Origin of the sequence: Amycolatopsis sp. CFH S0740 (assembly GCF_004522315.1) — a bacterium.
GTDB classification, from domain to species: Bacteria; Actinomycetota; Actinomycetes; order Mycobacteriales; family Pseudonocardiaceae; genus Amycolatopsis; species Amycolatopsis nivea.
In genome coordinates, this window is the sequence record NZ_SDLS01000016.1 from 158,838 (window position 1) to 178,801 (window position 19,964).

Annotated in this window: 16 protein-coding genes; 9 read left to right on the plus strand and 7 right to left on the minus strand. The window is 67.7% G+C overall.

The genetic code is table 11. The features are described 5' to 3' along the window. Positions 1 to 7 precede the first annotated feature (7 nt). The 8 genes from EIZ45_RS26015 to EIZ45_RS26050 all read left to right on the plus strand — a co-directional run bounded on the left by EIZ45_RS26015 (position 8) and on the right by EIZ45_RS26050 (position 8,769). The gene (locus EIZ45_RS26015) at positions 8 to 2,482 is read left to right on the plus strand and encodes a xanthine dehydrogenase family protein molybdopterin-binding subunit (protein WP_200864239.1); all 2,475 of its coding nucleotides are present in this window, start codon (positions 8 to 10) and stop codon (positions 2,480 to 2,482) included. 97 nt (positions 2,483 to 2,579) lie between these two features. Then, on the plus strand, positions 2,580 to 2,882 hold the full coding sequence (locus tag EIZ45_RS26020) for a Dabb family protein (RefSeq protein WP_200864238.1): 303 nt from the start codon (positions 2,580 to 2,582) through the stop codon (positions 2,880 to 2,882). Beyond that, positions 2,882 to 3,808 carry a cyclase family protein gene (locus EIZ45_RS26025; protein ID WP_037817311.1) on the plus strand — a complete coding sequence of 309 codons (927 nt, stop codon included), beginning with the start codon at positions 2,882 to 2,884 and terminating at the stop codon, positions 3,806 to 3,808. Before EIZ45_RS26020 ends, EIZ45_RS26025 begins: the two co-directional genes overlap by 1 nt. A 12-nt stretch (positions 3,809 to 3,820) precedes the next feature. Further along, positions 3,821 to 4,990, plus strand: coding sequence for an FAD-dependent monooxygenase (locus EIZ45_RS26030; protein ID WP_037817312.1), 1,170 nt, complete (start codon positions 3,821 to 3,823; stop codon positions 4,988 to 4,990). Positions 4,991 to 5,045: 55 nt separating this feature from the next. Further along, the gene (locus EIZ45_RS26035; protein ID WP_037817313.1) at positions 5,046 to 5,789 is read left to right on the plus strand and encodes an SRPBCC family protein; all 744 of its coding nucleotides are present in this window, start codon (positions 5,046 to 5,048) and stop codon (positions 5,787 to 5,789) included. After that, complete coding sequence (locus tag EIZ45_RS26040; protein ID WP_051171846.1) at positions 5,786 to 6,628, plus strand: carbon-nitrogen family hydrolase; 843 nt, start codon at positions 5,786 to 5,788, stop codon at positions 6,626 to 6,628. Before EIZ45_RS26035 ends, EIZ45_RS26040 begins: the two co-directional genes overlap by 4 nt. Positions 6,629 to 6,671: 43 nt before the next feature. Continuing rightward, the gene (locus tag EIZ45_RS26045; protein WP_037817314.1) at positions 6,672 to 7,295 is read left to right on the plus strand and encodes a flavodoxin family protein; all 624 of its coding nucleotides are present in this window, start codon (positions 6,672 to 6,674) and stop codon (positions 7,293 to 7,295) included. Positions 7,296 to 7,380: 85 nt separating this feature from the next. Then, entirely contained in the window at positions 7,381 to 8,769 is a 1,389-nt protein-coding gene (locus EIZ45_RS26050; RefSeq protein WP_037817315.1) for an FAD-binding oxidoreductase, read from the plus strand. A 306-nt stretch (positions 8,770 to 9,075) separates the two neighbouring features. Here EIZ45_RS26050 and EIZ45_RS26055 read toward each other — a convergent pair whose 3' ends face one another. The 7 genes from EIZ45_RS26055 to EIZ45_RS26085 are packed head-to-tail and all read right to left on the minus strand — an operon-like array spanning position 9,076 to position 18,551. After that, positions 9,076 to 10,434: a sialidase family protein gene (locus tag EIZ45_RS26055; RefSeq protein WP_043829515.1), complete on the minus strand. Its 1,359-nt coding sequence runs from the start codon at positions 10,432 to 10,434 to the stop codon at positions 9,076 to 9,078. A gap of 60 nt (positions 10,435 to 10,494) precedes the next feature. Further along, positions 10,495 to 11,955 carry an alpha/beta hydrolase family protein gene (locus EIZ45_RS26060; protein WP_134662605.1) on the minus strand — a complete coding sequence of 487 codons (1,461 nt, stop codon included), beginning with the start codon at positions 11,953 to 11,955 and terminating at the stop codon, positions 10,495 to 10,497. Next, positions 11,928 to 13,064, minus strand: a complete 1,137-nt coding sequence (locus tag EIZ45_RS26065; RefSeq protein ID WP_037817319.1) for a serine hydrolase — start codon at positions 13,062 to 13,064, stop codon at positions 11,928 to 11,930. The genes EIZ45_RS26060 and EIZ45_RS26065 overlap by 28 nt, the downstream gene beginning before the upstream one ends. A 13-nt stretch (positions 13,065 to 13,077) precedes the next feature. Continuing rightward, a complete protein-coding gene (locus tag EIZ45_RS26070; protein WP_037817320.1) occupies positions 13,078 to 14,097 on the minus strand; it encodes an oligopeptide/dipeptide ABC transporter ATP-binding protein in 1,020 nt (339 codons plus the stop codon). Further along, entirely contained in the window at positions 14,094 to 16,022 is a 1,929-nt protein-coding gene (locus EIZ45_RS26075) for a dipeptide/oligopeptide/nickel ABC transporter permease/ATP-binding protein (protein ID WP_051171843.1), read from the minus strand. The genes EIZ45_RS26070 and EIZ45_RS26075 overlap by 4 nt, the downstream gene beginning before the upstream one ends. Then, complete coding sequence (locus EIZ45_RS26080; RefSeq protein ID WP_037817424.1) at positions 16,019 to 16,957, minus strand: ABC transporter permease; 939 nt, start codon at positions 16,955 to 16,957, stop codon at positions 16,019 to 16,021. The genes EIZ45_RS26075 and EIZ45_RS26080 overlap by 4 nt, the downstream gene beginning before the upstream one ends. A 10-nt stretch (positions 16,958 to 16,967) precedes the next feature. Next, on the minus strand, positions 16,968 to 18,551 hold the full coding sequence (locus EIZ45_RS26085) for an ABC transporter substrate-binding protein (RefSeq protein WP_158242529.1): 1,584 nt from the start codon (positions 18,549 to 18,551) through the stop codon (positions 16,968 to 16,970). A gap of 380 nt (positions 18,552 to 18,931) precedes the next feature. Here EIZ45_RS26085 and EIZ45_RS26090 point away from each other — a divergent pair, with 380 nt between their 5' ends. Next, positions 18,932 to 19,957, plus strand: coding sequence for a LacI family DNA-binding transcriptional regulator (locus tag EIZ45_RS26090; RefSeq protein WP_037817322.1), 1,026 nt, complete (start codon positions 18,932 to 18,934; stop codon positions 19,955 to 19,957). Positions 19,958 to 19,964 lie beyond the last annotated feature (7 nt).

Sequence of the window (19,964 nt, forward strand, 5' to 3'; positions counted from 1 at the left end):
TGGTGGCGTGCCCGGGGCAGCGCGTCTGCACATGACGTCTATTCGCCGGGCCGATTTGTCGTTGTCTGCAAACGCAGGCGGCGGCATTCCTCTAGATACTGAGGTGGTGCCGGATACGACGAACTCATCCAATACCGGGCAGCCGCCAGTGCAGCGATGCCCCCAACGCTGGATCGGCAAACCGGTTCGGCGCCGCGAAGACGAGCGTTTCCTGACCGCGTCGGCGACCTTCGCCGGCGATATCGATCTCACCGGACAGTTGCACTTACGCATCGTCCGATCGACCCAGGCGCACGCCCGGATCGCCGGGATCGACGTCGAGGAGGCCCGAAGCCAGCCCGGGGTCCGCCTCGTGCTGACCGGCGAGGATCTGACCGGCATCGGCACCGTGCCGCTGGAGGAGGCGGGCTACCACGAAATCTATCCGAACCTCGAGGCCTTCACCCAGCCGGTGCTGGCCGTGGATCGGGTGCGTTACGTCGGTCAGCCGGTCGCGGCGGTGTTCGCGGACGATCCTTACCTGGCCGAAGACGCCGCGGAACTGGTCAGCGTCGACTACGAGCCGCTGCCTGTCCTGCTGGATCCGGTCAGCTCGCTCGAATCGGAGATCGACCTCTTCCCCGGGTACGGCAATGAAGGCGCGCGAATCGAGAAGGCTTACGGTGACGTCGACGGCGCGTTCGCCGAGGCCGCCCACGTCGTGTGTCACGAGTACACCGTCGGCCGGCATTCCGGCGTCCCGATGGAAACCCGCAACTTTGTCGTCCAACCCGACCCGAGTCGCGACATCCTCTACATCTGGGGGACCGTCCACGTTCACGGCAACATGCGGGTTCTCTCGCGCATCCTCGGCATGCCCGAGACGAGTCTCCGCATGCGGCACGTGGAGATCGGCGGAAACTTCGGTGTCAAGGGCGATGTCTTCCCGGAGTACGTCGTTGCCGCGTGGGCTGCGCGGCGCCTTCGGCGGCCGGTCAAATGGGTCGAGGACCGCCAGGAGCACATGGTCGCCACGTCGCACGCGCGCGAGCAGGTGCATCGCATGGGGCTCGCGCTGAACGGCGCAGGTGAGATCCTGGCCATGCGGGACGAGATCTTCCACAACCACGGCGCGTTCTTCCGGCAGACCGAGCCACTGGTCAGCGACATCACGACCGGTATCGTGTTCGGTCCGTACCGCGTTCCGAGCTACGAGGCGACGCTGCATGCCGTCTTCACCAACAAGACGCCGCTGGCCGCCTATCGAGCTCCTGGACGGTACGAATCGACCTTCGCCCGTGAACGGCTGCTCGACCTGGCCGCGGCCGCTGTCGGAATCAGCCCGGTCGAGATCCGCCGACGAAACCTGCTGCGGGCGAAGGATTTGCCGTGGACGCCCGGGATCGACATCGTGCACGAGCCCTTCCACTTCGACTCCGGCGACGTTGTCGATCATTTCGATCGCGCTCTGTCCGAGGCAGGCTGGGACGAATGGGTCACCGAGGCGGCTGCGTTGCGGGCCGAGGGACGGTACGTCGGCGTGGGCTTCGGCGTGCTGATGGACAAGGGAGGGCTCGGTCTCTACGAGACGGGCTCTGTCGAAGTCAGTCCCGTCGGTCGGGTCCGTGTGCTCACCGGCGCGTCCTCCGTGGGCCAGGGGGTCGAAACCGTTCTCGCCCAGATCGTCGCGGAGCAACTCCAGCTCGATCCCCAGTTGGTCGACGTCGAGCACAGCGACACCGAACTGGTTCCCGACGGCATCGGTTCGTGGTCGAGCCGGTCGACCGTCCTGGCCGGGGGCGCCGCGCGGATGGCGGCGATCGAGGTCGTAGAGAAGGCGAAGCGACTCGCCAGCACCATGCTGGAAGTCGATGAAGCCGATCTGCAGTTGGCGGACGGAGCGGTGACAGTCAGGGGGGCGGACTCCCGGCTCAGCTTGTTCGAGATCGCCGGTCGCTGGGATGCATACTCCGCACGCCTCGCCGACGATCAACCCGGTCTGCGTGCGGACGCGGTCTACCGGAACAATCTGATGAACTACCCGTACGGCGTCACGCTCGTACAACTCGAGGTCGATCCGGAGACCGGCGGCCACGAGTTCCTGCGCTTCTTCACGACCGCGGAGACGGGACGCATCATCAACCCGATGACGACTCGCGGCCAGATCATCGGCGCGGCCGTCCAAGGCATCGGCGGGGCGCTGTACGAGGAATTCACTTACGAGGACGATGGCCAGCCGACCGCTACGTCCTTTATGGACTATCTCCTGCCCGCCGCGCTGGAGATGCCAGACGTCGACATCTTCACGACGGAGGACGCACCATCGCCGGACAATCCGCTCGGCGCGAAGGGCCTGGGCGAAGTCGGCATCATTGCGGTCGGAGCCGCGGTGGCCAGTGCGTTCGACGACGCTCTTGGCGACGGGTCCCACACTGATCGCCTGCCGCTGCGGCCGGAGGACATCTTCATGCGATGTCAGCTGACGCACAAACCCCGCAGCTGACTTGTCCGTCAACGCAATACAACTCCGTGCGTCAGCGGATAAGACTGGTTGAAGTCCCGAGCACGGAACCCATGCAGTGTAACGAGAGGAATTCATTGTGGCCGTTCGTCATGTCTTCGTGTGGCGCGTCGCCAGCGGAAGTTCTCAGGAAAAGATTGTCGGCATCCTGAATGAGCTGCCGGGCAAACTCCCGGTGATCAAGGGCTGGTCCGTCGGCTCCCACCAGGGGGACACAGGCGAAAACGGTGCACCGTGGGACGGCGCGCTCATCACCGACTTCGACTCGTGGACGGATCTGGACCGGTACTCGAACGACCCGTTCCACCTCGAAGTCGTCGAGAAGCTGCTGCCCATGTTCGCCGACCGCGCGGTGGTCGACTTCGAGATCGGCGACCTGTGATGGGGCAGCAGGCAGGAGTCGCCGTCGGCACGAGTGAATGGGGAGCCGACGACCAATTGGGTGCGTTGAACCGGCTCAGCCCGACCGTCCGGGCCGACGTGCTGGCCCGGGCGGACGCGAGCCGGGTGTACGACCTGAGCATCGACTATTTCGTGGGAATGCCGAGCTTCCAGGGGGCCGGCGACCCCAGCTACCAGATCTTCATGAGCCACACACCTCAAGGCACTGCCGTCGACAACCTCAACGGCGTCGGCGAGTCCGTCAACCGGCACGTGTGCTATTCCGGCGACGTCATCTTCATGTACACCCACACCGGTACGCACATCGACGCCTTGAACCACTTCGGTATCGACGGCCGCATCTACAACAACTTCGACGTCGAGTCGAACCTGGGCAGCCGTGCGTGGACCAAGGGAGGAGCCGAACAGATCCCGCCGGTCATCACCCGCGGTGTCCTGCTCGACGTCGCCGGTCAGCATGAGGTGGCGTGCTTGCCGGACTCGTACGCGATCACCGTGGAGGACCTGGAGAAAGCGCTCGGCGCGACCGGGCTCAGCCTGAACGAGGGCGACGTCGCCTTCGTCCGGACCGGGCGGATGTCGCACTGGCCCGACGGCTCGAAGACGTTGGGCAATCCGCCCGGCGTGAGCCTTGACGCCGCACGCTGGCTCACCGCGCAGGGCATTTCGATTGTGGGCTCGGACCAGGAATGCGTGGAGGTCGGCCCTTCTGAGCACGAGGACAACTGGCTTCCGGGACACTGTCACTTCCTGGCCGAGTCAGGCGTGCCGATGATCGAGCTGCTCAACCTGGAAGAGCTCGCCGCCGATGGTGTCACCGAGTTCTGCCTTATCGCGGCACCGATCCGGCTGCGCGGCGCCAGTGGCGCGCCTATGCGGCCGATCGCAATGGCTTTGCGCAACTGAGGGAACCGTACAATGGAGATCACCCACGTCGCTGTGATCGGCGGATCGATCGGCGGCCTCACCACTGCGCTGTTGCTGTGCGATGCGGGATTCACGGTGGACGTCTACGAGCGGTCGAGCCGTGTGCTCTCCGGTCTCGGCAACGGCATCGTCGTGCAACCCGAGCTTGTCCGCTACCTGGTCGAACGGGCGTCGACTGACATCGATGCGGTGAGTGTGTCGTCGTCGACGATGCAGTACGTCGACGCCATCACGGGGGAGCAACGAGGGGCTGTCTCGGCCGAGTGGCGGTTCACCAGCTACGACAGCATCTATCGTCGGCTCCTTGAACTTTTCGGCACCGACCGATACCACCTCGACAAGAACCTGGTCGGTCTCGCCCAGGACGGCGAATCGGTCCAGCTGCGGTTCGCCGACGGCAGTGACGTGAACGCGTGCTTCGTCGTGGGCGCGGACGGCGGGATGTCGACTGTGCGCCAGCGCTTGACGGGCGTGACGCCGCAGTACGCCGGTTACGTGACCTGGCGGGGCATGGTCGAACCCGCCGATCTTCCCGAGGCCACCTGGAATTTCTTCGACAACGCCTTCACCTACGGTCATCTTCCGAATGGGCATTTGATCGCGTACCCCATCCCCGGGGAAGAGCCAGGCGTTGTCAAGCGGCTGAACTTCCAGTGGTATTGGAATGTGCCGACTGGTCCGGAACTCGACGAGATCATGAGCGATTGCCACGGGATCCGGCTGCCGGTGTCGGTCCATGCGCACGCGCTGTGTCCTCGGACCCTTTCCGAACTTCATCGACGAAGCGAGACACTGGCTCCAATGTTCCGTGAGGTCGTCAAAGCCTCCCCGCTCCCATTCGTCACGGTGGTCAGCGACGCAAACGTCAAATCGACGGTGCACGGCAGGGTTGCTCTTGTCGGCGACGCCGCGATCACTCCGCGGCCACACGCTGCGGCCGGTGCCGCCAAGGCTGCCTACGACGGTTGGACTCTGACTGACGCGCTGGCCGGTTCGGCGGAGGGTCGGGTGCAACGGCTCAAAGAATGGGAGCGCCGGCAACTCGCGGTGGGGCGCGGATACCTGAAGAAGGTGCGCAAAATGGCATCCCGACTGCAATACGGCGGGGATTTCGCGCCTGGGGATCCAGAATTCCGATTCGGCTTGCCGCGCGAGCCGTAACTCCACAAGTCTCCCGTAGTTACGTCATCGCATTAACCAGACAAAGGTGTCCTCAATGCAGATCATGAACGAGCTGAAGCTTCCGGTTCCGCCGGAACAGGCATGGCCGGTCCTCATGGACCTCGAGCGAATTGCGCCGTGCTTGCCGGGTGCGGCGATCACCGGTGTGGACGGCGACACCTTCGAAGGCAAGGCCAAGATCAAAGTCGGCCCGATCACGGCAGAGTACAAAGGTTCCGCAGAATTCGTGGAACGAGACGAATCGGCGCACCGTGCGGTGATCAAGGCGACCGGCAGGGATGCCCGCGGGCAAGGAAATGTCTCAGCCAGCATCGCCGCACGCCTGCTGCCGGACGGGGTGGGCTCGAAGGTGGTGGTGGAGACAGACTTGAACATCACCGGCAAGGTGGCTCAGTTCGGACGCGGTGTCATCGAGGACGCGGCAACGGCCATCGTCGGCACCTTCGCCGAGCGCCTTGCCGAGCTCATGGCCGGCGCACCCGCCACGAGCAGCCCCGCCGGTGACACGGGTGCCCCGGTCGCCGCCGTTCCGTCGGCTGCTCAGAATCGGCAGGCGGATGCCGACGAAGCGCTGGATCTGATCAAGGTGGCGCGAAAGGCGCGAGCTGAACGCAGCCGGTCCACCGGAGGCTGGGCGGCGGTCGTGGTCAGCGTGGCGGCAGCCGGCGTCAGCGTGGCCGCCGCGGCCAATGTTGCCGGCCCGGCGGTGGTGAGCGTCATCGCGGCGAGCATCGGATCGCTCGCCGCAGGCTATTCGCTGGGCCGCAGCAAGCGATGACCGCAACTGCGAGCCCGACCGGACCGCAGATCCTGCGCGTCGCGGTGATCCAGATGCGATACGTCGAAGATGAGCCGGTGGCATCAAGGCTGCGGCGAGCAGCTGACCTCGTTTGCAGCGCCGGCGATGCCAGCCTCGTCGTGCTGCCCGAGCTCTGGGCGCATGGCGGGTTCGCCTACGCCAGTTGGGCCCGGCACGCCGAAGAGCTGGACGGTGCGCTTTGCAGCGAACTGGCGGCGTTGGCGCGTCGGCGACGCATCTGGCTTCACGGCGGTTCGTTCATCGAACGGGAGGCGGGCGTCAGTGAACCACGTCTGTGGAATACCGCGCCCGTCTTCGATCCGTCGGGTTCGCAGTGCGCCGGCTACCGCAAGATCCACCGGTTCGGTTTCGCCGCCGGTGAACCACGTCTGCTGACTGCCGGCACCAGCACGAGCGCCTTTGACCTCGCCGTGCCTGGATCCGCCACTGTCCGTGCCGGCCTGTCGACTTGCTATGACCTGCGCTTTCCCGAGCTCTATCGGGAGCTCGTCGACCAGGGGGTCGAGCTCAACCTGGTCGCGGCGGCATGGCCGGAGGCTCGCATCGCTCACTGGGCGGCGCTGGGTCGCGCGCGTGCCATCGAGAACCAGACAGTGGTTGCCCAGTGCAACCTCGTCGGCGTCGACAACGGTGTTGTGCTCGGCGGTCGCAGCCAGATCATCGACGCCAACGGCGATGTCGTGGCGATGGCAGGCGACAGCGAGGAGGTCATCGTCGCCGACGTCGACATCACTGCCCTGCGCCGAATGCGCGCCGATTTCCCCGTGTTGGCGGACCGCCGCCGGGGAGCTGCCTGACAACCGGCCGTGCTTCGTCCGGCGTTACCTAGAAAGGACCTCAATGTCTGCTGTTAAGCTGAGCATCATCTACTACTCGAGGACCGGCACTGTCAGGTCGATGGCCGAGCACCTGTACAAGGCGGCTGAGGACCAGGGTGCGGAGGCGCGGTTGCGTCCGGTGACGGAAGCGGCGTCAGGTGGCTGGCTGGAAAGCAACGAGTCTTTCCGGCCGCAAGAGGACCGAACGCCGGGAGGGCACCACGCGGCGACCGCGGCCGATATCACCTGGGCAGATGTCGTACTGTTCGGTACACCGACTCGGTTCGGCAACGTCGCTGGGCAGTTCAAGCAGTTCTTGGACACGCTCGGTCCCCAATGGGCAGCCGGAGAACTGGCGGACAAGGTTTACGCCGGCTTCGTCGCGACCCAGACGCCCCACGGCGGGCAGGAATCGACGCTGCTGGCCCTGTACAACAGCATCCATCACTTCGGTGGCGTTGTTGTCTCGCCCGGCTATACCGATTCGGTCAAGTTCGCCGACGGCAACCCCTATGGAGTCGGCCACGTGACGGGGCCAGACAACGACAACCCGCTGGGTTCCACCGAGACCGATGCACTTGACCATCTCGTAAGCCGTGCCATTTCTGTAGCAGCGCGGCTGAAGAACATCCCTCCCTCGCTGTAGCTGCGGAGCGGGAACAACTCTTCGCGACTTAGGCATCTAACCAGCTTGATGAACCCGAAGACTACGCGAAAACCAAGGAGCCATCGTGGACGACAACGGTCGTGCCGGTGCCGGTCTTAGCTTTTGGCACGACGACGCAGGTGGCGATGGGAGTGCCAAAGAGACTCTCGATCACGATCTCGACGTCGACGTGGCGATCGTCGGCGGCGGGTACACGGGCTTGTGGACGGCCTATTACCTCGCCAAGGCCGATCCGTCGCTGCGGGTCGCAGTGCTGGAGAGCGAGTTCGTCGGGTTCGGAGCTTCGGGCCGCAACGGCGGATGGTGCTCGGCGATCTTCCCGGCCACCATGCGGAAGGTGGCGAGCATCAGTTCCAGGACCGCGGCCGTCCGAATGCAACGGGCGATGAACGACACCGTCTGGGAGATCCGTGACGTCGTCGAGGCTGAAAGCATCGACTGCGATTTCCGAGCTGGCGGGTACCTTTCCGTCGCGCGAAACGCGGCGCAGTGGACGAGAGCGCGCAACGAGGTGGCCGGTTGGCGCGAGTGGGGGTTCGGCGCCGATCACATGCGGCTGATCGAGCCGCGCGAACTCGTCGATCAGATACGCATGGCCGACGCCCGCGGTGCGACCTTCACACCGCACTGCGCGGCGTTGCAGCCGGCGAAGCTGGTCCGCGGTCTGGCGGACGCCGCGCGCGCCGCCGGCGTGCAGATTTATGAGGGCACTCGCGTCGTTGGGGTTGAATCCCGCCGACTCGAGACCGAACGGGCACGCGTGACCGCTGAAGTCGTGGTGCGGGCGACCGAGGGGTACACGGCGCGGCTCGCCGGCGCACGACGGGACATTTTGCCGATGTACTCGCTGATGGTCGCGACCGCTCCGCTGCCTGCAGCGGTGTGGGAGGAGATCGGCCTGCAGGATCGCCCCACGTTCAGCGACAAGCGCCATCTGCGAATCTACGGGCAACGAACCGCCGACGGCCGGATCGCCTTCGGCGGGCGCGGTGCTCCCTACCACTTCGCTTCCAGAGTTGCTCCTCGCTTCGACAACGACCCTAGTGTTCACGCCATGCTCCGCAGCATCCTCGGCGAACTCTTCCCGCCGCTCAGGGGAATCGAATTCACGCATGCGTGGGGCGGGAACCTGGGCATCGCGCGGGACTGGCTGCCGTCTGTCTCTTACGATCGCCGGGCCGGGTTCGCTCAAGCGGGTGGATACGTGGGCGACGGTGTTGCCACAGCGAACCTTGCCGGGCGCACACTGGCGGCGGAGATTCTCGATCTCGACAGCGAGATCCGTTCTTTGCCGTGGGTCGGGCACCAGTCGCCGAAATGGGAACCAGAGCCGTTGCGGTGGCTCGGCGTCAATGCCGGCACAGTGGCGTTCGGCACCGCCGATCGCCTGGAGCGCCGCTCCGGTCAGCCGTCCCGGCTCGCATCAGGCCTCTGGCGAGCCCTGGGGCATTGATATCGGCTAGGCCAGAGCGTTTGACGGACCTCCAGAATGAGGACTGACGCCTTCGGGAGAGAAGCTCCATTCCTCGGTGAACGCGGTGACACGCCCTGCGAAGACGCTTCCGGGTGCTGCGAGGTGGAGTCACAGTGGATTGCTTGCCGGAGAACGACATTCGCAGCGTGAGCAGGAAGCATTTGGTGTCGATGCTGTCGGCGTTGACCCGGACCTCAGCCGAGGTCGCCCCGACATCCGGCCGATCCAGCTCACGGCGATGCGCGCACCCGCCACTGCGTGTTCGACGGACGACAGGCCACCAGTTCAATGCTGCGTGGAACAGATCAGTGGGCTGCCGTCGGCTGTGGTGTAGGCGTTGAGCGGGACAGTGCCGAGGTATACCGAGCGATCCCCGGGTGTGGGATCGGCGGGAGTTGTGCGCATGTCGCCCCATCCGGCGTAAAGGTTCTTCGCGTCCAGGGCGACAAAAGAGAAGTCGTCGCCGCCGAGGTCTTCTGCGGAGGATACGTCGTGGCTCATCCGCACCGGAACGCTGAAGGTGAATCCACCGTCGCAGGAGACAGCCGACCAGAAGTCGTAGGGGGCGGTGTTGACGCTCGTCCCGTACACCGTCTTGTAGCCCACGCCGAGCACACCTCGGGCCGAGAAGTTCATCCAGGGCTGGCTGCGCGGGTTCGGCGGGGCCTGTCCGATGAGGGTTGGCGTGGACCAGGTCTGGCCACCGTCGAGGGTCACGCTGACCGTCACGTAGTCGGGTGTCGACGTGGCGGCGGTCGTTCCCGAACCGCTCATGATGGCGAAGTGATCCGGGCGTGACGGGTCGGCTGCGACCCAGTTCGCGGCCAGCGGTGTGAAGTGCCGCGTCCAGGTGGCACCGTCGTCGCCGCTGGTCTCGAAGATGTTGCATGGGCAGTTGTTGACGCCCGGGACAGCTGCGGCTACGTAGGTGAATCCGAGCCGGTCGCCTGCGGCCGACGGGATGTAGTCGCCCATCGGCTGGCCGCCCGCCTCCGGGTAGTCCGCCGAGTCGATCGCGTGAGGCTTGCCGAAGCTGGCGCCGTGGTCGTGCGAGGCGACGACCCACCGCTGATTGCGCGGGAAGTCGACAGCGCTGACGTACACCGTGCCGGAGGTGCTGTCGACGGTCATGAACGCTCGATCGGAATGCCCGGAGTTACGGCCCAGGGCGAGGATGTCCGCCGCGTCGCTGTCGCCGGTGGCGAACACTGCTTTGCTCCACGTGCGCCCGCCGTCGGTCGAGCGCGCCACGTAGATGTTGTAGTAGTCGATCGCGCCGGCAGGCTGGTCCCACCATCCGCCACCGACGTAGAGGGTGCCGTCTGGTCCCGAGGCCGCCACGGGGTCGGAGCAGTTGTGGTACGGAATTCCCAGTGTCGGCCCGGGATCAGCGGGAAAGGCCGTGCTGACCTGCCAGGACTGGCCACCGTCGGCGGACAGGGCGATTCCGCAGACCGAGTTCGTCGTGGTGAACGCGGTCACCATGGTGTGGTGCACGGCATCGAGCGCCGTCTCCGGTTCGCCGGCGCCCAAGCCGTTCGTCACGTTGGTCTCGGTCGGACTGGCATCCCCGGCCGCGCTCGCGGGGGTGGCGACCACTGCCAGCAGCAACGCCAGGCCGACGGCCATCGCTTTCCACGCCATTCGATGGAGGGAGTTCATGATCGGATCTGCCTTCCCATGAGTGCCGTGCGGCGGATGGCGTCAGCTGAACGTCACGACGGAGGTGCGGAAATCGGTGACGTTGCCGGCGTTGTACTGCTGTTGCTGGTCGGCAGGTCCGAGGTTGACGGCGAACCTGATGCGACCGGCTTTGTCCGGTCGCACAGTGGCCGCGGTTCCGTCGATGGTGACGGTCACCGTGTCCTTGCCGTTGAACAACGGTGGGGTGGTGATGCTCGTGGTGCCGCTTCCGGTGACGGTCAGGCCGCTCGCGCTCACGTCGTGCAGGTCCAGAAACTCCAGCGCCCGGTTCGGATCGGCGTTGACCGACCAGCCCCATACGGAGAAAGCTGGCTCGATGGAGCGGTAGTCGAATGTGGCTGGCGGTGCCGGCGGGTCGGCGAGCACGGTGTCGAAGCGCTGGATCGCTTGGGCGATCTCGTACTCGAATAGGGTGGGGCTGTGGCAGCCCCAGGGCAGGTCGTGCCAGCCGTGTGGGATGCCGAGGGCGAGCAGCGTGTTGTGCAGGCTGACGCTTTCCGGCCGGATGATGCCGGACTCGAGGCTGCACCCGCCGCCATCGGTCGCCGTTTCGCCTTCCGCGGTGCCGAGCACGCCGTTGCCGGTGAAGATTTGCACATCGACGCCGGCCAGGTTCTCGGCCAGATCGGTGGGGTTGTGGCCATGCCAGCGCACCGCCTCGGTCGAGAGCGGACCGTAGATCGAGTCAGGTGGAGCTCCCTGCAGCGTCGGGCTGGCCGACAGCACCGTCGCCCCAGCGGGCCAGTTGCTGTCGCTGGCGCCGGAAAGGCTCGCGACGGCGGCGAACTCGTCGGGGTGGCGGGCGCCGAACATGGCGGTTCCGTAGCCGCCCATCGACTCGCCCATCACCATTCGATGCGCGCGGTCGGGAATGGTGCGGAAGTTCGCGTCGATCAGCGGCACCAGCTGCTGGGTCACGAAGGTCTCGTATTCGGGAGGTCCGCCGGTGCTGTTGTTGAACCAGTCGCTCCAGTATCCGCTGTCTCCGCGCGGGGAGACCACAATGGACGGATACGAGGCGGTCAAGCCCTCGCCGTAGTAGGCGGTGCGGAAGGTGGTCTGGTCGTGCGTGGTGCCGGCCAGGTAGTAGGTGACCGGCCAGTGTCGCGTCGCGCTCGCGTCGTAGCCGGTCGGGAACTTCACCTCCACCGGCACCGGCGCGGTGAACGCATCGGTCGCGACCGTCAGCTGCAGGGTGCGCTGGGTGAGCCACTGCTCCCCGACGATTGTCGCCCCGGCGGTCGCCGCCGTTCCCTGCACGGGCGGCAGAGCGCCGGTGGCCGACGCCGGCGATGCGGTGGCGACCACCCCGAAGATCAAGCAGGCGGCCAGCAGAAAGTTTCGCGTCGACATCCAAAAGTGGGGACGGGAACGCGCCATTGCGTTACTCCTGTCTCGTGGCGATGGGGTATCCGAGCTGTCGACCTGTCGAATCAGAGGCAAGTGCGCAGGGCGCGGCACAGGGCTTCGGCGCGGTCATCGGGTACGCCGCCGGGCCGGGCGGTCTGGTAGGCGAAGGCAATCCGGGTTTCGGGGTGGGCGAAGGCGAGCTGGCCGCCGAGGCCGTCGTGGCCGAAACTGCCCGGACCGGCCATGCCCCGGCGGGTCGAGGCAAGCATGAAGCCCGTGCCCCAGCGGTTGCCCTCGGCGGGGCCGATGAAGGGTTTTCCCTTCGAGCGCACGGCGGCGGCATCGCTCACGGTGTCGGGTGCCAGCAGGCGGATGCCGTCGACCTCGCCGACGGTCGCGGCGTACAGCCGGGCGAGGCTGCGGGCGTTGGCAACGAGGTTGGCTCCGGGGATCTCGGGCGTGAGGTAGTCCGGTCCGTTGGCCGACTCGGTCATGTTGGCCGGGTCGAACAGCCCGCCGAGGCTCATCGCGCGGACGGCCATCGGCTGTGCGAGCAGTTCGTCGATAGCCTCGGCGGGCTCGGTGTTCGGCAGGGGTTCAAGCATCGGGCAGAAGTCCGGGTCCGCCAGATCGGCGCCGTAGGTCATCGCCAGGTTCAGGGGCCCGGCCACGTGGTCGCGCAGCCATTCGCTCGGCCGCTGTCCGCTGGCGCGGCGGAGCACCTCGCCGGCGAGCCAGCCAAAGGTGATCGCGTGATACGCGAAGGTGGTGCCGGGTATCCAAGCAGGGGCCTGGCGGGCAAGCCGGTCGACGACGGGGTGCCAGGCACGCAGGTCGTCGGCGGTCAAGTCCGCCTCGGGGGCGACGAGACCCGCTTGGTGGGCCAGCAGTTGCCGGACGGTCGTGGTTTCCTTGCCGTTGTCGGCGAACTCGGGCCAGTACTTGGCCACGGCGGCGTCGAGTTCGATCAGGCCCCGCTCGACGGCCATCAGCACGCAGACGGTGGTGACGCCCTTGCTGACGGAGAAGACGACGCTGCGGGTGTCCGGAGTCCAGCGTCCGCGGTCGGTCTCTCCGGCTGACAGGTCGACGACGGGTTTGCCGTCGGCGTAGACGACGCAGGAGGCGGCGGTGTCTCCGCGCCGGTCGAAATTGGCGCCGAACGCGTCGGCGACCGGTTCGAAACCGGCGGAAACCAAACCGTCAAAGTGGCGGCTCAAGGGTGTTCTCCGTTCAGTGAGAGGTGACCAGGGACGTGGCTGGAGTGCTGGCGGCAGCCTCGTGCTGCCAGTCGGGGTAGCGGTGGCAGGCGACGACCCGCCCGTCGGCGAGGGGGCGCGGCTCGGGTCGCACCTGCCGGCACTGGTCTGTCGCGAAAGGACACCGCGCGGCGAACGGGCAACCGTTCGAGGCCGCAGTCCCGGTGGTGCTCGACAGAGCACCCTGCGTGGCGCGCCGCCGGCGTTGCGCGACGGGGTCGGCGACCGGGGCGGCGAGCAGGAGCGCCCGGGTGTACGGGTGGGCCGGCTGGTCCGTCACGGGTCCGGTGGGTCCGGATTCCATGACCTGGCCGCGGTAGAGCACGGTGACGTCGTGGCAGATGTGCTTGACGACGGAGATGTCGTGGGAGATGAACAGGTAGCTGAGCCCGTGCTGGTCCTGCAGATCGGCGAGCAGGTTGAGGATCTGGGCTTGGACGGAGAGGTCCAGCGCGCTGACGGACTCGTCGGCGATGACCAGCTGAGGCGCGGTCATCAGGGCGCGGGCGATGGAGATGCGCTGCCGTTGCCCGCCGGAGAAGTCGCGGGGATACCGGGCCGCCGCGGCGGGGTCGAGGCCGACGTCCTCGAGCATGGCGGCGGAGCGCTTGGCGAGTTCGGCGCGAGAGCGGGTTCCCTGGGCGCGCAAGGGTTCGGCGAGGCTCCGCGCGACGGTGTAGGACGGGTTCAGCGAGCTGTTCGGGTCCTGGAACACTGCCTGCAGGACCCGTCCGAGCTTGCGTCGCTCCGCGGTCCCGATATGGGTGATTTCCCGGCCGAGCAGGTGCACGCTCCCCGACTGGACCGGCACCAGGCCGAGCACGGCCTTGGCCAAAGTGGACTTTCCGGAGCCGGACTCGCCGACAAGCCCGACGGTCTTGCCGCGCGGGATGACCAGGCTGACGTCGTCGAGCGCCCGGAACACCGGGGCCCGGCGGCGCCGCCGGAATTCCACATGGACGTTGCGGACATCCAGGACAGGAATCTCGGTCACTGGGGCAACGCTCCTTCCTGGACGAGGTCGTCGACCCGGACGCATCGGGTGGCCGCGTGAGCGCCGACGGGGATCAGGGGAACTTCTCCGGCGGTGCACACGTCGCGGACGTGGGCGCACCGTGCCGCGAACCGGCAGCCGGACGGCCACGAGCCCGGCGGCGGGACCCGACCGGGCAGCGTGGGCAGGCGCGCGCCCTCCGGCGCGCTGTTCGGGTCGGCCGCCAAAAGCGCCGCGCTGTAAGGGAACCGGGGTGCTCGGAACAGCGTGTCCACATCGGACTGTTCGACGACCTCGCCGGCGTACATGACGACGGCGCGGTCGGCGATGTCGGCCACCACGCCCCAGTCGTGGGTGATCAGCAGGATCGCCATGCCGGTGTCTTCCTGGAGTTCGCGCAGCAGGCGCAGGATCTCCGCCTGCACGGTCACGTCCAGCGCGGTGGTCGGCTCGTCGGCGATCACCAGCCTGGGCCGTCCGGCGAGCGCCAGCGCGATGTTGACCCGCTGCGCCATGCCGCCGGAGATCTCGTGCGGGTAGGAGGCGAGCACGCGGTCGGTGTCGGTGAGGTTGACCTGGTTGAGCAGCTCGACGGCCCGGGCGCGGGTGTCCCGCGCGGAGAGCCGGTCGTGGCAGCCGATGACTTCCTTGAGGTGGCTGCCGATCGTGTGCGTGGGGTCGAGGCTGCCCAGCGCGTCCTGGGCGATGTAGGCGATGCCGGATCCGCGCACCGCGCGGTACGCCTTCGGCCCGCCGGCCACGAGGTCGGTGCTGTCGAAGATCACTTCCCCGCCGTCCGCCCGCACCGCGGCGGGGAGCAGGCCGAGCACGGCCAGCGCGGTCATCGTCTTGCCGCATCCGGACTCGCCGACGAGCGCGACCGTCTCGCCGGCCCGAACCTGGAAGGTCGCATCGCTGACCAGCGCGGTGCCTGCCCCAGCGGAGACGTTGAGACCCCGGACGTTCAGCAGGGCATCGCTCGTCGCGTCCACAATAGACAACTTCGGCTTCGGATCACGGGCTTGCTTGGCGGTCCGCCTGGTGACGGTCGCGGGTTCTCCGGATGTCAGGTCGCGAATGGAGTCCCCGAGCACGCCGAACGCCAGAACGGTGAACGCGATCGCCAGACCAGGGGGGACGAGCAGCCAGGGGTTCGTGGTGATCACGGTCGAGGCGTCGCCGATCATCGCGCCCCAGCTCGGGCGGTCGCCCCCGGACGTCACGCCGAGAAAAGCCAGTGCGGCCTGGAAGGCGAGGCTGATGCCGGCGAACACCGACGCCTGCACCAGCACTGGTCCGAGCGTGCGGCGCAGCACGTGGCCGCTCATGATCCGCCACGGCCGCACGCCGGCCACGCGGGCGGCGGTGACGAAAAGCTCCTCACGGACCACGAGAGTCACGCCGCGGGTGACGCGAGTCAGGCCGGGCGCGCCGAGCACTCCGAGGGCCACCATCGCAGCGGTGGGGCTGGAGGAGAACACGGCGAGCACGACCAGCACGATGATGATCGCGGGGATGCCGAGGGCCAGTTCGGCGATCCGGCTGATCGTCGCGTCGATCCATCCGCCCCGGTAACCGGCGAGGATGCCGAAGGGGACGCCGAGCGCCAGGAACACCACCAGCGCGGTGACCGTGTTCACCAGCGAAGGATCGATCCCGTACAGCAGTCGGCTGAGCACGTCCCGGCCGAGGCTGTCGGAGCCCAGCCAATGCGCGGCGGACGGTCCGCTGAGGACAGTGGTGAGGTCCTGCGCCTGCGGGTCGTACGGCGCGAGCGCGGGGGCGAGCAGCCCGGCCAGCACGAGCAGGATCAGGTAGCCGACCGCTGCCACGCCCAGCGGCTGGTGGCGCAGCGCGCGCCGCAGCCAGTGCGGGCCCGCTCCGGAGGAGGCAGGGCGGACGTCCATGGTGAGGGTGGTGGTCATGACCGGCGGGTCCTCGGGTTCAGGTAGCCATAGGCCACGTCGACGAGCAGGTTGACCGCGATGACGATGAGCGTGAAATACACGACGACGCCCTGGATCAGGGGCAGGTCGTGCGCGGAGGTCGCTTGGACGGCGGTGCCGCCGAGTCCGGGGATGGCGAAGATGAACTCGACGGCGACCGTTCCGCCGAGCGCGCCGACGAACACCATTCCGATCACGGTCAGCACGGGGATGGCGGCGTTCTTCAGCGCGTGCCGGTAGACCACTGAGAACTCCGTCACGCCCGCGGCGCGCAAGGTCCGCACGAACGTCTGGTCCAGCGCGCTCGCGACGGCGTCCCGGGTCTGTTTGGCGATCACCGCGGTAGCCGGGACCGCGAGCGTGACGACCGGCAGCACCAGCGAATTCAGCCATCCCGCCGGATTCTCGCCGAGCGGGACGTAGCCGGTGGGCGGGAACACCGCCAGCTTGACCGCGAACAGCACGACCAGCATCAGGCCCAGCCAGAAGTCCGGCAACGCGAGCCCGACGATGGCCCCGGTCTGCACGATCCTCCCCAGCGCGCCCCGGCGGGCGGCCCGCACGCCGAGCAGGACGCCCACCAGCGTGGCGACCAGCACCGCGCCGATGATCAGCGACAGCGACGGGCCGAGCCGGTCGTTCAGCTGCTCGGCCACCGGCTGCCGGTTGATCAGCGAGCTGCCGAGGTCGCCCCGCACGGCTCCGGACAGCCATTTCCCGTACTGGACCCACAACGGCTGGTCCAGGCCCAGCTGCTGGCGGGCCGCGTCCAGTTGCTCCGGGGTCGCGTTCGGGCCCAGCAGCGAGCGGGCGGCATCGCCGGGCAGCAGCGCCACCAGGACGAACGAGACCACGGAGGCCACGAGAGCCAATGGCACCGACCACGCCAGCCGGCGTGCGACGAGTTTCAGCATCATGGCCGCCTCAGGCGCCCGGCCGCAGCTCGGTCAGCCACGGGACGCCGGAATTCGCCGCCGTCGCGTCGAGACCGGTGACGCCCTTGGCCAGGTAGTAGCTCAGCGGCGCACCCACCACCGGCAGCGTCCAGGCCTGCTGCACCAGGTAGGCGTTGATCTGCTTTTCCAGCGCGGCGCCCTTCTGCGCGTTGGCCGCGAAGTACTGCTGATACAACGCGTCCAGCTTCGGATCGGCCGTGTGGAACGGGTTGAACGGTCCCTTCGGGTTGACGAACCCGACGTACAGCGAGGCCATGTTCGCCAGCCCGTACGGAATGGCGGTCGCCGGGAACTGTCCCGACTGCAGCGCGACGAAGAAGTCGTTGGCCGTCGCCTTCGTGGTCACCTGCAGCTTGACGCCGACCTTCTCCAACTGGCCGCCGACCGCCTGCACCATCTTGTCGAGCCCGACGAGCGTGGAATCCACGACCGGCAACGTGAACCCGTTGGCGTACCCGGCTTCGGCGAGCAACTGCTTGGCCCGGTCCGGGTCGTAGGGGTAGGTGTTGTTCAGCGAAGGGTCGTAGCCGGCCTGGCCGGGCAGGGCGTACTGGCTGATCGTGAGGTTCTCGTCGCCGTAGAGGGCCTTGGCGATCGCCTTGCGGTCGACCGCGTAGTTCAACGCCTGCCGCACCCGCACGTCGCTCAGCGGCTTGGCCAGCGTTCCCGCCCGGTCAGCCAGGTTGAGCCCGGTCATCGCCTGCGGCGGGGCCAGCACGGTGAGCCCGGCGCCCTTCGCGGCCTGCAACGTCGTCGGGTCGCCCAAGGCGGCCTGGACCTGGCCGGCCCGCATCGCCTGGATCATCGACGACGGGTTGGGAATGACCCGGATCGTCACCGTTTTCCAGTGCTGGCGGCCCTTGTTCCAATAGTTCGGGTTCGGCACGAACGTGTAGTGGTCCCCCGCCACGGTCCGCGCCGCGTCCAGCATGTACGGGCCGGCGCCGGCGGTGCCCTTGTCGAGCGCCGCGGGAGCGGCCACCGCCTTCGGGCTCGCGATGTTCCCGGCCCCGAACGCCTGCGCGAAGTTGAAGGTCAGGCTGGGGTCGGACTTGCTCAGGCTGAGCCGCACCGTCCGCGGTCCGGTCACCTCGACCGAGGAGACATTGGCCAGCAGTTGGGCCGTGGAGCCGGTCTTCTGGGTCCGCTCGTAGTCCAGAAAGGTCTTCAGCGCCTGCGCGTCGAGCACAGTGCCGTCGCTGAACTTGACCCCGTCCCGCAGCGTGAGTTCGTAGGTGCGGTTGCCTTCGCCGACATAGCCCCACTTGACCGCCAGCCCGGGGCCGAACGTGCCGTCTGGCTGCATCACCACGAGCGGGTCGTAAGCCCACTGGTAGAAGGCGTCGTAAGCAGGATCGCCGACGGCCGGGTTCAGGCTCGGCGGCGACAGCGGGGAACCGAAGACGAGCTCGCCGCTTGCCGCACTGCCGCTCGCCGACGACCCGCCTCCCCCGCAGGCAGCGGTGGCCAGTGCCACGGCGGCGGTCAAGGCGACCGCGGCCAGCCGGGTTCGGCGGACTCGGCGCCCGCCTTGGGACAGAAGACCAGACACAGTCATCTCCACATCGAGATAGGTGCTGAAACAGTTGAGCCCCGGCTCCCCGGGTCGTGCCCGAGCCGGTCGCAGGTGGCAACCGGACAACGGCGGAGGAAGGACGAGCCGCGCGACACGAAGACACGACCGTCCGCAATGGACGGACGGCGGCGAGCCGCCCCGGCCCGCCTTCCCGGCGGGCGGCCATGCACTGCGATCGACCACTTCTTCGCGGCCATGAAAGTCCTTCGTTTTTGCTGCTGCCCCGCGGTAGCGGGCCGTGATACGGTTTGCGCAATGGATTTAGCAGAAGGATGCGTGTCGGGAACCGGGATGTCAACCCCGCGTAGGATGTGCGGGATTCACGACCTCGGGGCACGACAAGGGCGGAGAGGTGCATGGCTCAGCGAAGGGTGACGCTGGCGGACGTGGCCGAGCGGGCCGGGCTGTCCACCACCGCGGCCTCGCGGGTGCTCAACGGACGCGAGGGCACCCGGCTCTCCGAGGACGCGAGGCAGCGCGTGCTCGCGGCGGCCAAAGAGCTCGGCTACCGGCCCAATCCCGCGGCCCGCAGCCTGCGGCTGAACAAGACCGCGACCATCGCGCTGATCTCGGACACGGTGGTCACCACGCGCTTCGCGGGCGCGATGATCCGCGGCGCCCTCAACGCCGCCCGCGAACGGGACCACGTCGTGCTGATCACCGAAACCCAGGGCGATCCCGACATCGAGCGCGACGCGATCGACGCGATGCTGCACCGGCAGGTCGACGGCGTCATCTACGCGGCGATGTCCAGCAGGCGGATCACCGTGCCGCCCCAGCTGCTCACGCTGCCGACCGTACTGCTCAACGCCACCAGCAACCGCCGACTCCCCGCTGTCCTGCCCGCCGAAGAGGAAGCGGCCTACGCCGTGACCTCGGCAGTCCTCGATCGGGGACACCGGAACGTGGCGGTCCTCGGGCGCAACGAGGCGTACGAACGCGATGCTCACCTGTCCCTCGCGGCGAAACTTCGCATGCAGGGTATCCGGAAAGCGCTGGCGGATCACGGCCACCGGCTCGCCGCATCGGAGTACACCGAGGACTGGGACGTTCCCGGCGGCTTCGACGGCATGACCGCCCTGCTGCGCCGCCCCAACCGCCCCACGGCAGTCATCTGCATGAACGACCGGCTCGCCGTGGGCGCGTACAACGCGGCCAGCGAAGCCGGGCTGAGCATCCCCGCCGATCTCTCGGTCGTGTCCTTCGACGACGACCCGATCGCCGAAGCGTTGCGCCCCGGGCTCACGACCGCCGCGCTGCCCCATGAGGCAATGGGCCAGCTCGCGGCCGAGCTCGTGCTCGACGCGAACCCCGAACCAGGCATCCGCTGGGTGCCGATGCCGCTGCGCGAACGCTCCTCCGTAGCCCCTCCGGCAGGCTGAGCTGCGC

What these genes read in the sequence shown, in the direction of transcription:
- EIZ45_RS26025 (WP_037817311.1), top strand. Translation starts at nt 2,882, where the DNA reads ATGGGGCAGCAGGCAGGAGTCGCCGTCGGCACGAGTGAATGGGGAGCC.
- EIZ45_RS26030 (WP_037817312.1), top strand. Translation starts at nt 3,821, where the DNA reads ATGGAGATCACCCACGTCGCTGTGATCGGCGGATCGATCGGCGGCCTC.
- EIZ45_RS26035 (WP_037817313.1), top strand. Translation starts at nt 5,046, where the DNA reads ATGCAGATCATGAACGAGCTGAAGCTTCCGGTTCCGCCGGAACAGGCA.
- EIZ45_RS26040 (WP_051171846.1), top strand. Translation starts at nt 5,786, where the DNA reads ATGACCGCAACTGCGAGCCCGACCGGACCGCAGATCCTGCGCGTCGCG.
- EIZ45_RS26045 (WP_037817314.1), top strand. Translation starts at nt 6,672, where the DNA reads ATGTCTGCTGTTAAGCTGAGCATCATCTACTACTCGAGGACCGGCACT.
- EIZ45_RS26055 (WP_043829515.1), bottom strand. Translation starts at nt 10,434, where the DNA reads ATGGCGTGGAAAGCGATGGCCGTCGGCCTGGCGTTGCTGCTGGCAGTG.
- EIZ45_RS26075 (WP_051171843.1), bottom strand. Translation starts at nt 16,022, where the DNA reads ATGACCACCACCCTCACCATGGACGTCCGCCCTGCCTCCTCCGGAGCG.
- EIZ45_RS26080 (WP_037817424.1), bottom strand. Translation starts at nt 16,957, where the DNA reads ATGCTGAAACTCGTCGCACGCCGGCTGGCGTGGTCGGTGCCATTGGCT.
- EIZ45_RS26090 (WP_037817322.1), top strand. Translation starts at nt 18,932, where the DNA reads ATGGCTCAGCGAAGGGTGACGCTGGCGGACGTGGCCGAGCGGGCCGGG.